Annotated in this window: 12 protein-coding genes; 6 read left to right on the top strand and 6 right to left on the bottom strand. The window is 69.4% G+C overall.

Translation table 11 applies throughout. The features are described 5' to 3' along the window. Positions 1 to 12 precede the first annotated feature (12 nt). The 3 genes from AC1DW0_RS12920 to AC1DW0_RS12910 form a co-directional block, all read right to left on the bottom strand. Positions 13 to 1,827, bottom strand: coding sequence for a bifunctional diguanylate cyclase/phosphodiesterase (locus tag AC1DW0_RS12920; protein WP_477946232.1), 1,815 nt, complete (start codon positions 1,825 to 1,827; stop codon positions 13 to 15). 104 nt (positions 1,828 to 1,931) lie between these two features. Further along, positions 1,932 to 3,659, bottom strand: a complete 1,728-nt coding sequence (recJ, locus tag AC1DW0_RS12915) for a single-stranded-DNA-specific exonuclease RecJ (protein ID WP_477946230.1) — start codon at positions 3,657 to 3,659, stop codon at positions 1,932 to 1,934. Beyond that, positions 3,656 to 4,531: a hypothetical protein gene (locus tag AC1DW0_RS12910; RefSeq protein ID WP_477946228.1), complete on the bottom strand. Its 876-nt coding sequence runs from the start codon at positions 4,529 to 4,531 to the stop codon at positions 3,656 to 3,658. The genes recJ and AC1DW0_RS12910 overlap by 4 nt, the downstream gene beginning before the upstream one ends. Positions 4,532 to 4,594: 63 nt before the next feature. Between AC1DW0_RS12910 and ppk1 the strand changes: the two genes are divergently transcribed. Continuing rightward, positions 4,595 to 6,655 carry a polyphosphate kinase 1 gene (ppk1, locus tag AC1DW0_RS12905; protein WP_477946226.1) on the top strand — a complete coding sequence of 687 codons (2,061 nt, stop codon included), beginning with the start codon at positions 4,595 to 4,597 and terminating at the stop codon, positions 6,653 to 6,655. 7 nt (positions 6,656 to 6,662) lie between these two features. Continuing rightward, on the top strand, positions 6,663 to 7,124 hold the full coding sequence (gene sixA / locus AC1DW0_RS12900; protein WP_477946224.1) for a phosphohistidine phosphatase SixA: 462 nt from the start codon (positions 6,663 to 6,665) through the stop codon (positions 7,122 to 7,124). On the opposite strand, the gene AC1DW0_RS12895 is transcribed toward sixA, so the two are convergent. From AC1DW0_RS12895 to AC1DW0_RS12885, 3 genes are read right to left on the bottom strand one after another with little or no spacing between them, the layout of a single operon-like run. After that, on the bottom strand, positions 7,121 to 7,525 hold the full coding sequence (locus AC1DW0_RS12895; protein WP_477946222.1) for a GFA family protein: 405 nt from the start codon (positions 7,523 to 7,525) through the stop codon (positions 7,121 to 7,123). The two genes, sixA and AC1DW0_RS12895, sit on opposite strands and share 4 nt — an antisense overlap. A 45-nt stretch (positions 7,526 to 7,570) precedes the next feature. After that, the gene (locus AC1DW0_RS12890) at positions 7,571 to 8,095 is read right to left on the bottom strand and encodes a hypothetical protein (protein ID WP_477946220.1); all 525 of its coding nucleotides are present in this window, start codon (positions 8,093 to 8,095) and stop codon (positions 7,571 to 7,573) included. Then, positions 8,092 to 9,582 carry a Ppx/GppA phosphatase family protein gene (locus tag AC1DW0_RS12885; RefSeq protein ID WP_056198589.1) on the bottom strand — a complete coding sequence of 497 codons (1,491 nt, stop codon included), beginning with the start codon at positions 9,580 to 9,582 and terminating at the stop codon, positions 8,092 to 8,094. Before AC1DW0_RS12885 ends, AC1DW0_RS12890 begins: the two co-directional genes overlap by 4 nt. A 62-nt stretch (positions 9,583 to 9,644) precedes the next feature. Between AC1DW0_RS12885 and AC1DW0_RS12880 the strand changes: the two genes are divergently transcribed. The 4 genes from AC1DW0_RS12880 to AC1DW0_RS12865 all read left to right on the top strand — a co-directional run bounded on the left by AC1DW0_RS12880 (position 9,645) and on the right by AC1DW0_RS12865 (position 13,521). Then, positions 9,645 to 10,505: a dienelactone hydrolase family protein gene (locus AC1DW0_RS12880; protein WP_457443538.1), complete on the top strand. Its 861-nt coding sequence runs from the start codon at positions 9,645 to 9,647 to the stop codon at positions 10,503 to 10,505. Positions 10,506 to 10,574: 69 nt separating this feature from the next. Beyond that, on the top strand, positions 10,575 to 11,357 hold the full coding sequence (locus AC1DW0_RS12875) for a ZIP family metal transporter (protein ID WP_056198584.1): 783 nt from the start codon (positions 10,575 to 10,577) through the stop codon (positions 11,355 to 11,357). Next, positions 11,344 to 12,390, top strand: coding sequence for a helix-turn-helix domain-containing protein (locus AC1DW0_RS12870; RefSeq protein ID WP_477946218.1), 1,047 nt, complete (start codon positions 11,344 to 11,346; stop codon positions 12,388 to 12,390). Before AC1DW0_RS12875 ends, AC1DW0_RS12870 begins: the two co-directional genes overlap by 14 nt. 96 nt (positions 12,391 to 12,486) lie before the next feature. Continuing rightward, the gene (locus AC1DW0_RS12865) at positions 12,487 to 13,521 is read left to right on the top strand and encodes an alpha/beta hydrolase family protein (protein WP_457349462.1); all 1,035 of its coding nucleotides are present in this window, start codon (positions 12,487 to 12,489) and stop codon (positions 13,519 to 13,521) included. Positions 13,522 to 13,548: the final 27 nt, after the last annotated feature.

The raw sequence follows: 13,548 nt of genomic DNA, 5'->3' as shown, positions 1-13,548 counted from the left end.
GGCGGAAAAAGCTCAGGCCGCGAGCAGGGCGCGCTGCGGCGTGCGGCGGTCGACAAAAAAGCGGCTGCCGCCGGCGCGCCCTTTGGCGACGCGCTTGGGTTCGGCCAGGGCGGCGCTCAGCGCGTGGGCGCTGTCGAAACTGCCGGGCAGATGCAGTACCGCGCCGGCCGAGATGGTGGGCAGCGGGTGGAAGCTGGGCTGGTTCTGCCGGTTCAGCGTGATGTAGCCACCAGCGGTCAGGTGTTCGGCGGAGAAGAAGCTGCGCACGCCGGCATCGAAGGCCTGGCAGACGCGGGTGAGCCTGTCCTCCCAGTCGGTGCTGCCCAGCACCATGACGAAATCGTCGCCGCCGATGTGGCCGACGAAGTCCAATTGCGGGTCGGCGGCCTGGGTCAGCACGCGGGCTGCCAGGCGGATGATGTCGTCGCCGATGCGGTAGCCGTAGACGTCGTTGAAGGGCTTGAAGTGGTCGATGTCCCACACCACCGCGGCAAAAGTCTCGGCCGCCTCGATGAGGCGGTCCAGGTGGTTGTCGATGGGTACATTGCCAGGCAGCAGCGTCAGCGGGTTGGCGTAGCGCGCCGAATGCACCTGCAGGTCGGACACGGCTTTGAGCAGGTCGGAGCTGCGGCCCGAGCCGAGGTAGCAGCCGTCGCGCGTGACGATGAAGCCGTCGACGAGCAAGCGCTCGTCGAGGTTGGCCATGGCGTCGCTCATTGCGCGCAGCGGCGTGCTGACGTCAAACACGAGCGGGTTGGCGTCCATCAGCTCGACGCAGCTGCGCTTGTCGAAGATGTCCATGAAATAACGCTCGGTGCTGCGCTTGAGCACATGCAGGGAGCGCAGCACGCCAATCGGCCGCTGCTGGGCGTCCAGCACGGGGATGGCGAGCAGTTGCTCGTCGCGGTGGAAGAGGTCGACGACGCTGCGGCAGTTGGTCTCGGGCGTGACGGTCAGGCTGCGGCGGGCCAGCTGCGCGGCGCTGCTGATGGCGCCTTGGCCCAGTGGCAGGGCCAGGTCGTTCTGCAGCAGGCGCGGCTGGGCGTCGGCGGCCAGGCGCCCGCTCCACTGCGCGCTCAGGGATGCACGCGGCGCCGCGCTTGGGCGAGCGAACAGATAGCCCTGGCAGATGGTCAGCCCCAACCGGCGCAGCACGTCCAGGTCGGGCTCCTGCTCCAGACCCTCGGCGACCACTTCGCAGCCGCTGGTGGCGGCCATCTCGACGATGGAGCGCACAAACTGCTGCTTCAGCGGCTCCTGGGCGATGCCGTCGATGAAGTGGCGGTCGATCTTGACGAAGTCCGGCCGCATCTCCATCCAGCGGCGCAGCGAGGCAAAGCCCTCGCCGAGGTCATCCAGCGCCACACGAAATCCGAGGTCGCGCAGCGCCTGCAGCGCGTCGTCGAGCTGGGCCAGGTCCTCGATGGGGCGGGTTTCGGTCAGCTCGATGACGACGCGCGAGGTCGGCAGGCCCAGCTCGGCCAGCTCCCGCGCCAGCAGGCCGGCATGCTCGCGGGCGCCGAGCAGGGTGTCGGCTGTCACGTTCAGGAAGAGCTGGCCCGGCAGGCCCAGGGCCTTGAATCGCTGGATGGCGCGGCGCACGATGAGGTGTTCCAGCTCGACGAGGCGGCTCAGCCGGGCGGCGGCCTCGAACAGCACCAGGGGCGAATGCAGCGGGCCGTCGGCAGGCGCGCGGGTCAGCGCCTCGAAACCAAAGATGTCGGCGCGGTCGATGGCGACCAGAGGCTGGAAATGAATGTCAAAACTTCGCTGCTGGATCAGGCGATCCAGAGCATCGGCAAGGGGATCGGGCGCGGTGGCGCGCATGGGAAGGCTCCGGGCTGGCTGGCGCCGCGGATTCTTGAAATCTCCCGTGACAATCCGGTGACTTGGGGTGGCAGGGCGCGCGACGCTGCCAACTTCGTCACATCTCAGGTGTCAGCACACGCCTCGACGACGTACTGAACGCGCTGCTGGCCCTGCCATTCGTCCAGGCTAAGCCGGTAGGCCAGCGTGACGCGCTCCGGCAGCATGTCGACGTGGTTGAACCAGATGGCGTCGATGAGCTGGCCGCCGCGGCGCAGGCGCAGCTTCAGATGCTTCTCGCCAACGAGGCGCTGCGAGATCAGCTCGAAGCGGTCACAGAACACCGGCGCCTCAAAGCCCTGGCCCCAGACCTGGGCGTCCAGCAGCCGTGCGGTCTCGGCCGTGGCGGCATCGGGCGCGAGCGAGCCGTCGTGGCGCAGCGTGCGGGTCAGGTCCTGCTCGTTGAGCCATTCCTCGGCCACGCGCGCGAAAGCCAGCGCGAAGCGGTTCACATCGTCGACCGCCAGCGTCGCCCCGGCCGCCATCGCATGGCCGCCGAACTTGGACAGCAACTCGGGCTCACGCTTGCTGACGAGGTCCAGCGCATCGCGCAGATGGAAACCCGGAATGGAGCGGCCCGACCCCTTGAGGTTGCCGTCGGCACCGCGCGCGAAGACGAAGGTGGGGCGGTGCACGCGGTCCTTGATGCGCGAGGCGACGATGCCGACGACACCCTCGTGGAAGTCGGCATCGAACAGTGCCACCGCCGGGGGCAGGGCGCCCTGCAGCGCCTCGACCAGGGCATCCAGCCGCGCCTCGGCCATCTCGCGCATGCCGCTCTCGATCTCGCGGCGCTCGCGGTTGATGGCGTCGAGCTGGGTGGCGAGCTGCAGCGCCCGCTCGGGGTCGTCGGTGGTCAGCGTCTCAATGCCCAGCGTCATGTCGGCGAGGCGGCCGGCCGCGTTGATGCGGGGCCCGAGCGCAAAGCCGAGATCGAAGCCCTGGGCCTTGCTCGCATCGCGCTTGGACGCGCTGAAGAGCGCCATGACGCCCGGCTGGGCACGGCCGGCGCGCATGCGCTTGAGGCCTTGCGCAACGAGGCGGCGGTTGTTGGCGTCGAGCTTGACGACGTCGGCGACGGTGCCAAGAGCCACGAGGTCGAGCAGGCCGTCCAGGCGCGGCACGTCAGCGAACGCGCCGCGTGAACGCAGCTCGGCGCGCAGGCCCATCAGCACATAGAAGGCCACACCGACGCCGGCCAGCGACTTGCTCGCGAAGGTGCAGCCCGGCTGGTTGGGGTTGACGATTGCCGAGGCGTCCGGGACGACGACGACGCCATCGACCAGGGCTGGCAGGTGATGGTCGGTGACCAGCACCTTCAGCCCCTGGGCACGGGCGTGCGCCACGCCGGCGAGGCTGGCGATGCCGTTGTCCACCGTCACGAGCAGAGTCGGTTTCTGCGCCATCGCCAGGTCGACGATGGTGGGCGTCAGCCCGTAGCCGTGCACGGCGCGGTCCGGCACGACATAGCCGAGCTGCTCGGGCTGCGCGCCGAGCAGGCGCAGGCCGCGCAGCATGACGGCGCAGGCAGTGGCGCCGTCGCAGTCATAGTCGGCCACGATGACGAGGCGCTCGCCGCCCTGGATGGCGTCGGCCAGCAGCCGGCCGGCCTCCAGCAGGCCTTTCAGGTCTGTGGGCGGCAGCAGCTGGGCCAGGCTCTCGTCCAGCTCGCCCGCCTCGCGCACGCCGCGGGCCGCGAGCAGGCGGGCCATCAGGGGCGCGACGCCGGCCTGCTCCAGCGCCCAGGCCGTGCGCGGTGGCACGTCGCGTTCGACAAGGCGAGGTGAAGTCATAGCGCCTCCAGCACGGCGCTCACATCGGGCGTCTGCCAGCGCCGCTTCAGCCTGTCGATGAAGGACAGCGGCTGCGTCGTGAAACGACGCGCGAATCGTTCGCCGCACAGCGTCAGGCTGGTCAGGGGCTGTGCCAGCGGCCCGGCGTCCAGGCGCTGCCAGGCCTCGGCCCAAGCTGCGAGGTCGCCGTTGAGCAGCGGCTCGGTCAGGCGGGCATCGACCGTCACGTCGGCGGCCTTGCCGTTGCTGCGGCCAATGTCGCCGATCCAGACCGAGTTGACGGGATGCTCGCCGCGTGCTTCCCGCTCGAGGTTAAGGGCGTGCTCATGCAGCAGCATCTGGGCCTCGTTCTGCCAGCGGCGCAGCACGCGGCTTTGCGGCAGCCAGGGCTCGATGGGCCGGCCGGCGGCGCGCTCGATGCTGGCAGCGCGCAGGTCATCCAGCGCTGTGGTGTGGCCGATGGCCCAGTGCGTGGCGTCCAGCAGCCGCCATTGCCAGCCTTCGGACTCGGGCCAGAGTTCGCGCAGCAGCGCCGTGAAGCGCGCCGCGTCGGATTCGGACAGCCGCAGCGCCGCGGGCGGCAGCACATCGACGCCATCGCTGCCGACGGCCAGGTGCACGGGGCTCATCAGCGCCCAGGCCAGTTCGGGCCCGGCCTCGACGGCCCAGGCCGCGGCGCTTGACTCGGCTTGCTGGCGCAGCGCTGCCAGCGCGATGTGATGCGGCGGCTGCGGCGATAGCTCGTCGCTCCCCCAGGTCTCGGCCGGAGTGAGCCGGTTCAGCTGCGCAGCCAGGTTGGGCAGGGGCAGGGTGCCGAAGGCATGCCGCGCGGCTTCGTCCAGCGCGCTGGCATGGGGGATCATCAGGTGCATGGGCCTGGATTATCCCGGGGGCATTTCAAGCCGTTGTCACACAAGCTTCATACACTTTTCTTCATGACCGACCCGACCCCGCTGAAGCTGCTCAACCGTGAGCAGGCCATTCTTGAATTCAATCGTCGCGTCCTTGCCCAGGCCCAGCGTGAAGATGTGCCGCTGCTGGAGCGGCTGCGCTATGTCTGCATCGTGTCGAGCAACCTGGACGAGTTCTTCGAGGTGCGCTTCGCCGACATGCTGGAGGCCGTGCGCGATCCGCTCAGCGCCGTGACAAGCCAGGACGTCGAACGCGTCGGCCGCGCGGCGCACACGCTGATCGACGAGCAATACCTGATCTTCAACGAGCAGCTCACGCCGCTGCTGCGCAAGCGGCGCATCGTCGTGCTCAACCACGCCGACCGCGACGAGCCGCAGCGGCACTGGGTGGCCAAGTATTTCGAGCGCGAGGTCAGGCCGCTGCTGGTGCCCGTGGGGCTGGACCCGGCCCACCCCTTCCCGCAGGTGGCCAACAAGTCGCTGCACTTCATCATGAGGCTGTCGGGCAAGGACGCCTTCGGCCGCGACAACCGCATCGCCATCGTCAAGGTGCCGCGCGTGCTGCCGCGCGTCATCAAGCTGCCGGCCAACCTGAGCGACGGCCGCCAGGCCTTCGTGCTGCTGACCAGCGTCATCCGCGCCCACCTGGAAGATCTCTTTCCCGGCCGCAAGGTCGAGGCCTTCTCGCAGTTCCGCGTCACACGCGACTCCGACCTGGAAGTGGATGAGGAGGAGATCGCCAATCTGCGCCACGCGCTGCGTTCCGGGCTGACGACGCGCCATTTCGGCCGCGCGGTGCGGCTGGAGGTGGTCAACACCTGCCCGGCCGAGCTGTCGGAATTCCTGCTCGAGCAGTTCGGCCTGCCCAATGCGGCGCTCTACCGCGTCAACGGCCCCGTCAACCTGGTGCGGCTGAACGAGCTGATCGACCAGACCGACGCGCCGCCGCTGCGCTTCACGCCCTTTGAACCGGCCTGGCCGACCGGCCGGCTGCCGCGCCACAAGTCCATCTTCGAGAAGCTCAAGAAGGGCGATGTGCTGCTGCACCATCCCTTTGAAAGTTTCGACCCCGTCGTGCAGATGCTGCGCGAGGCGGTGGTCGACCCCGAGGTGCTGGCCATCAAGCAGACCATCTACCGCACCGGCGCCAAGTCGGAGCTGATGGACCTGCTGATCGAGGCGGCGCGGCGTGGCAAGGAGGTCATGGCCGTCGTGGAGCTGAAGGCGCGCTTCGACGAGGAAGCCAACATCAACTGGGCCGAGCGGCTGGAGGCCGTCGGCGCCCAGGTCGTCTACGGCATCGTCGGCTACAAGACCCACGCCAAGCTGCTGCTGATCACACGGCGCGAGAACGGCAAGCTGCGCCGCTACGGCCACATCTCCACCGGCAACTACAACCCCAAGACGGCGCGCCTGTACACCGACCTCGGCCTGCTGACGGCCGATGCCGACCTGACGGCCGATGCCGATTCGGTGTTTCGCCAGCTCGCGTCCCTGGGCAAATTCAAGGCGCTGCGACGCATGCTGCTGGCGCCCTTCAACATGCACAGCCGCATGCTGGAGCTGCTGGCCCAGGTGGAGGCCGCGGCCCTGGCCGGCTACAAGGGCGCGCGCGTCGTCGTGAAGATCAACGCGCTGACCGATGCCGAGCTCATCCACGGCCTGCTGCGCACGGCCCAGGCCGGCGCCAAGGTCGACCTCATCGTGCGCGGCGCCTGCATGCTGCCGCCGGGGCTGCCCGGCGTCAGCGACAACATCGTCGTGCGCTCCGTCGTCGGGCGCTTCCTGGAACACACGCGGGTGCTGTATTTCCGCTGGGCAGAGGGCACCGAGGCTGACCCTGGCGAGGCGCTCTTCCTGTCCAGCGCCGACTGGATGAGCCGCAACATGTTCCGCCGCATCGAGGTGGCCTGGCCGGTGCAGGACGCGCGCCTGCGCCAGCGCATCGTCGATGAGGCGCTGCAGCCCTATCTGCACGACACCATGGACGCCTGGCAGCTCGGCCCGGATGGCCGCTCGGCGCGCATCAGCGACAGCGGCGTCAGCGCCCAGCAGGCCCTGATGCGGCGCTATTCAGAAGGGTAGACCCGCCATGGACCTGATCCTGTGGCGCCACGCCGAAGCCGAAGTCATCGCCCCTGGCCAGGATGACCTGCAGCGCGCGCTGACCCCCAAGGGCGAGCGCCAGGCCCGGCGCATGGCGGCTTGGCTCAACCATCGCCTGGCCGCAACGACGCGCGTGCTCGTCAGCCCTGCGCTGCGCTGCCGGCAGACGGCCGAGGCCCTGGGCCGCGAGGTGCGCATCCTGCCGTCCATCGCGCCCGATGCGCCGATCTCGGCCCTCATCGAGGCCTCACGCTGGCCCAAGTCGGCTGAGCCGGTGCTGATCTGCGGCCACCAGCCGACGCTGGGCCTATTGGCTGCCCATTTGCTGGCCGGCGTGGACCAGGAATGGGCCGTCAAGAAGGGCGCCGTGTGGTGGCTGCGCTGGCGCCAGCGCGACGGCGAACCCGAGGTGACGCTGCACGCCGTCCAGGGGCCCGATGCGCTTTAGAGGTGACGAATCTCTTCGGGCTTGTTCCACCAGTTGTTGTGCAGCCCGTCGTAGTACTGCACCGGCGCGGCGACCAACTCCTCGGCGGGCACATCGTCGAGGCAATTCACCTTGACCGACACGAAGGCACCGCCGACCTGTTCGATGTAGCCGTGGCCGTAGGACCGCACGCCGCAGGTCTTGCAGAACAGGTTGTGCACGCTGTTCGAGCCGAACTGGTAGTCGCTCTGCGCGTCCTCGCCGGCCAGCAACCGGAAGGCGTCGGGCTTGACGCTGGCGCTCCAGTTGCGCGTCTTGAAGCAGATCGAACAGTTGCAGCGGCCGGTGCCGGCGGCGAGGTCGAGGTCGACTTCGAAGCGCACGGCCTTGCAATGGCAGCTGCCGGTATAGGTCTTGAGCATGGCGGTCTCCGGGTGTGGAGCCGGCATGTTCGCTCAGTCGTGCTGTCAGCGGCTGGCAGCAGAGGCTGGTGCCGCTGGCGGAGTGAGGACGACGCGCACGCGCGAGCCCGTGCGCGGCACATGGCCCATCAGTTCCTGACGCTGCCAGGCATAGAACTCGGCGATGCGCAGCTTCGCCGGGGGCTGTTTCCAGCTGCCGCGCCAGTGCACGGTCCAGACGTACTCCGGCAGATAGCCGGCCGCGTCGATGCGCATCAGCGCGTCCATGTAGGCGCTGGACTTGGGTGCCTTTTGCAGCAGCTCCCGCCAGATGACGAGCAGCGTCCGGCGCGCGGTCATCTCACCTTCGAAGCTGGGTTCCAGGATGCCCAGCGGTGCCTGTGCCAGCGCACCGCTCTGGCTGGCCCAGTTGGCCAGACCGACGGCATAGGCCAGCCAGACGACGCTCTCGTTGGGATCGTCCGACGAGTCGATTTCGATCGCGGTCGATTTGCCGGCGTCGTCGCCCCAGGCAGGCAGCGCCATGCAGAGCGCCGCGAGGCAGGCGAGCAGCCGGCGACGCGAGCTCACGCCACGACGAGTTCGAGCAGCCCGCTGCGGGCCCAGGTCTCGGCCTCTTCCTTCAGCAGGAAGCGCGTGCGCGCTTGGCCGGCCGACCCGCCCTTGGGCAGTTGCAGCGTGAGCCGCTTGCCGTCGCGCGCCAGTCCGGGGCTGCCTGGTGCCTCCGTGCGGGCATGGCAGAGGATGACGGCCAGACGCAGCGCAATGAGCTGGTCCAGCAAGCTGGGATCGCTCAGCTGCGCTTCCAGCTTGCGCAGGCCGCCGCGCTGGCCCAGGGCCAGGCCCGCCAGGCGCTGCAGCTGGTTGGTTGAGAAGCCCGCCGCGTCGACATGGGCGATGACATAGGCGCTGTGGCGGTGGTGGTCGTGGTGGGAGACCAGCATGCCGACCTCGTGCAGGGCCGCGGCCCAGCTCAACTCGCGCAGCAGCTCAGGCGCGGGCTTGAGCGTGAGCTGGTGGTAGAACAGCTCGGCCTGGCTGGCCACACGCTCGGCCTGCGCCATGTCCACGGCAAAGCGCTCCTGCAGCTCGGCGACGGAGTCCGCCCGCGGGTCGCGCGCGCCGCTGGGCTGCAGGCGCTCTACCAGATCGAAAATGACGCCCTGGCGCAGCGCGCCCTTGGTGGGCAGCAGCTCCTCGATGCCGAACTGGTTCAGCAGCGTGTAGAGGATGCACAGGCCACCGGCGACGACAGGACGGCGGTCGTCCTTGAGCCCAGGCAGTTGCAGCTTGTCCTGCGAGCCGGCCGCCAGGCATTGGGCGATGCACCAGCGCAGCGCGTCCGGCGTGATGCGGCCGTCGGTCTTGCCGCTGGCTGCCAGGATCTGCGACACCGCGCCAACCGTACCCGAGGAACCCAGGGCTTCCTGCCAGAGCTCGGGGCGGAACAGGGTCAGCGCTTCTTCCAGCTCGGCGCCTGCAGCCACCTGCGCGGCGCGGAAGGCCTCGGCCGTGTAGCGGCCGTCGGCGAAAAAGCGCACCGACAGCCCGACGCTGCCGACGCCGAAGGACTCGGCCAGCAGCGGCTTGCGGCCGCGGCCGAGGATCATCTCGGTGGAGCGGCCGCCGATGTCGATGACCAGGCGGGGCTTGTCGGAGGGCTGCAGCCGGGCAACGCCGGCAAAGATCAGCCGCGCTTCCTCGCGGCCGGCGATGACCTCGATGGGATGGCCGAGCACGGCCTGGGCACGGGCCAGGAAGGCGTTGCGGTTGCGCGCCTCGCGCAGGGTCTGCGTCGCAACGGCGCGGATGCGCTCCGGCGCGATGCCGACGAGCTGCTCGCCGAAGCCCTGCAGGCAATTCAGGCCGCGCTGCATGGCCTCTTCGGTCAGCATGCCCTGTGCGTCCAGGCCGGCGCCCAGGCGCACGGCCTCCTTGATGTAGCTGACGCGCTGGTAGCGCTCGCCCGACAACCGGGCCAATTCCAGGCGGAAGCTGTTGGAGCCGATGTCGATGGAGGCCCAGATTCGGCCGGCTGGATCAGGGCGCGTCGTCATGGCGGCGGATTGTCGGGGCAAAATTTGACGCTCCCTTCGTATCTCACTCTGGAGCCCCCACCTTGAAAGACGAGATCGACAGCCTCGCGCCGTCCCGCGACTTCAGCCGCCGCAGCTTTGTGCAGACGACGGTGGGTAGCGGCTTCGCGGCCGCCGTGCTGCCGGTGACGGCCCAGACGATCTCCACCGACACGGCGGGCCTGGAGGCGGGTCCGGTCAGCATCCCCGTGGGCGATTTCCAGATGCCGGCCTATCGCGCCGCGCCGGCGGGCAAGAAGAACCTGCCGGTCGTGCTGGTGGCCTGCGAGATCTTCGGCGTGCATGAGCACATCGCGGACGTCTGCCGGCGGCTGGCCAAGCAGGGCTACCTGGCCATCGCGCCCGAGCTGTTCGCCCGCCACGGCGATGCCGGCGCCTACACCGACATTCCCAAGCTGGTCAGCGAGGTCGTCGCCAAGGCGGCCGACGCCCAGGTCAACGGCGACCTGGACGCCACGGTCGCCTGGGCGGCGGCGAACGGCGGTGATCCCGCCAAGCTGGCCATCACCGGCTTTTGCTGGGGTGGGCGCACGACCTGGTCCTATGCGGCCCACAACCCCAGGCTGACGGCTGCAGCCGCCTGGTACGGCCCGGTGGCACGCAACTACAAAGCTGGCGACAAGACTGTCGTCGAGCGCGCCGCGAGCATCAAGGCGCCGGTGCTGGCGCTGTACGGCGCGGCCGATGGCGGCATCCCGGTCGAGACGCTGACCCAGCTCGAAGCCGCGCTCAAGGCGGCGGGCAACACGAAATGCGAGTTCGTCGTCTACCCCGACACGCCGCACGGCTTCTATGCCGACTACCGCCCCAGCTACCGCAAGGCCGCGGCCGACGACGCCTGGGCGCGGGCATTGGCCTGGTTCAAGAAATGTGGTGTGGCTTGACCCGTCTGCTACGCTGACCGCCCTCGGGCCGCAGTCCATGGCTGTGGCCCGTTGCTTTTGCCTGATTCCATGACCCTTCTCTACATCGTGCTCGCCACCTTCGCGGGCGGGCTGCTGTCGGTGCTCGTTGCCGCGAGCCTGACCGTCGGCGTGCTGACCCGCCTCGTCAAGAGCCTCGTCAGCCTGTCGGCCGGCATCCTGCTGGGCACGTCGCTGCTGAACGTGCTGCCCGAGGCCTTCGAGAGCCACACAGCCAAACCGCAGGTGCTGTTCGCCGTGCTGCTGGGCGGCCTGCTGTTCTTCTGGCTGCTGGAGAAGGTGGAGCTTTACCGCCACGTTCACCATCACGAAGGCGACGGCCACCACCACCACCACCACTTCGACGCCGAGCAGGCCGGGCGCGGTGGCCTGACCGTGCTGGTGGGCGACAGCATCCACAACTTCTGCGACGGCGCCATCATCGCGGCCGCCTTCCTCGCCGACACGCGGCTGGGCTTCGCCACGGCGCTGGCCATCGTCGCCCACGAGATCCCGCAGGAGGTGGGCGACTACATCGTGCTGCTCAACGCCGGCTTCAGCCGCGGCAAGGCGCTGCTGTTCAACGCGATCTCGGGCATGGCGGCGGTCGTCGGCGGCGTGCTGGGCTACTTCCTGATCGGCGGCTTCGAGGGCGTGCTGCCCTATCTGCTGGTGCTGGCGTCCAGCAGCTTCATCTACATCTCGGTGGCCGACCTGCTGCCCCAGCTGCAGCAGCGCCTGGCCTGGCGCGAGACCTTTGCCCAGGTCGCGTGGCTTGGCGTGGGCCTGGGCGTGGCCTTCGCGGTGTCCCAGCTGCTGCATGGCACTCATTGACGCAGGGTTGCGCGGCGCGCTGGTTGCCGTGCTGATCCTCGTTGTGCTGGTGCTGCTGCCGCATTGGCGGCACCCACGGCATGCCGACCTCGTGCGCACGGGCATCGCGCTGTCGCTGTCCTCTGCCGTGCAGGCCATTTCTGCCTCGCCCTGGGTCGAACACGAGCTGCGCTGCGCCGTCCAGGCGCCCGGCATCGGCATCTCGCTCGGCTCTGCCGTGCTGTTCTGGCTGTTCGCGCGCGCCGTCTTCGAGGACGGCTTTCGCCTGCGCGCCTGGCATGCCGTGCTGTGGGCCGCCGTCGCGCTGTTCGGCGCGACGATCTGCCTGTGGTGGGGCTGGTGGCCGGCCTTCGTGCTGTTGCGGGCCTTGCCCATCGCTTTCGCGGCGCTGGGCCTGGCCGCCGTGGTGGGGCCATGGCGGGTGGACCTGGTTGAAAAGCGCCGGCGCCTGCGCGGCCTCGTCGTGGGCGGTGGCGCAAGCTATGCCGTCGTCATGGTGGCCCTGCGCATCGGCTCACCGAACGGCACGTTGAGCGGTGCCGCGGCACTTGGCGACGTGGCCATGATGCTGACGCTGACCAGCCTCGTCGCCTGGCAACTGTTGCGGCCGCGCGTGTCTGGCCTGTGGGACGAGGACGTCGCGGCGCCGCCGCCTTCCGCGCCGCCAGCCGAGGACCCGCAAGACCGGGCGGTCGCTGCCGCGCTGGCCAGGCTGATGGGCGAGGGCCGCGGCTACGCACAGGAGGGTTTGAGCCTGGCCAGCCTGGCCGAGCAGCTCGGCACGCCGGAGTACCGGCTGCGCCGCGTCATCAACCAGGGCCTGGGCCATCGCAATTTCAATGCCTTCGTCAACGGCCTGCGCCTGCTTGAGGCCAAGCGCCGCCTGGCCGACCCGAGCGAGCGCCAGCTGCCGGTGCTGACCATCGCGCTGGACGTGGGCTTTGGCTCCATCGGCCCCTTCAACCGCGCCTTCAAGGCCGATACCGGCCTGACGCCCACCGAATTCCGCCAGAAAGCGCTGGCCGATTCTTAAAAAGCAGCGCCGAAACCTGCAAAGCGCGGGTTTCGGCCAGACATAGCGGGCAGGGTGGCCGAGGCTGAGGGCTTCTCAACTTCCGAGGAGCCAGCCATGTTCTTCCGCTTCCTGCTCACCAGCCTGGCGCTGAGTGCCTCCGCGCACGCCGCCACCGTCGGCACACTGACTCTGCCCGCCGACGATGACGGCGGCGCCGTCACGCTGTTCTATCCCACCGCCGCCGCCGGCCGGCCTGAAACGCGCGGCGACCTGCAGCTGATGCTGGCACCCGACGCGCCACCGGCCCCCGGCAATGGCCGCCTCATCGCCATCTCGCACGGCTCGGGCGGCGGCCCGTGGGTGCACACCACCCTGGCCAAGGCCCTGGTCGAGGCCGGCTTCACGGTCGTGCTGCCCCTGCACCGCGGCGACAACTGGACTGACCCCGGCCGCCCCGGCCCCGACAGCTGGAAACAGCGCCCCGCCGAGATCAGCCATGCCATCGACCGCGTTGCCGCCGACCCACGCTTTGCCGGCCTGAAGCTGGACCGCGTCGGCGGCTTCGGCATGTCGGCCGGTGGCCACACCATGCTCAGCCTGGCCGGCGGCGCCTGGTCGCCCGAGCGCTTTCGCGCCCATTGCGAGAAGGACCTCGCGGAAGACTTCTACAGCTGCATCGGCCTGGCCACGCGGCTGACCGGCGGTGCGCTGGATGGCCTCAAGCTCTGGGTGGCCCGGCACGTGCTCGACTGGAAGTTCCGTGACGCGACGCCGCAGGTCCACAACGACCCGCGCATCGCCGCCGTCGTGGCCGGCGTGCCGGCGGCAGCCGACTTCGATCTGGCGACCCTCGCCAAGCCGCGCGTGCCACTGGGCCTGATCACCGCCGATGGAGACCGCTGGCTGCTGCCGCGTTTTCACAGCGACCCGCTGCTGGCCGCCTGCCAGGGCTGCGAGTTGATCGCTGCGCTGCAAGGCGCCGGCCATGGCGCATTGCTGGCACCGCCGCCGCCGGCCGACAACCTTGGCCGCCTGGAATGCGACCTGCTGTGCGACCCGCCGGGGTTTGATCGGCCGACGACGACGGCGTTATGGGTAGAGCGAACGGTGGGCTTCTTTCGCAGGCATTTGCTTGGCGCCGAGATGTGACAATTTGAAACGGAAGCTAAACAACCC

Source organism: Roseateles sp. P4_D2 (assembly GCF_056401875.1).
This window is presented reverse-complemented; position numbering and strand designations above follow the sequence as displayed.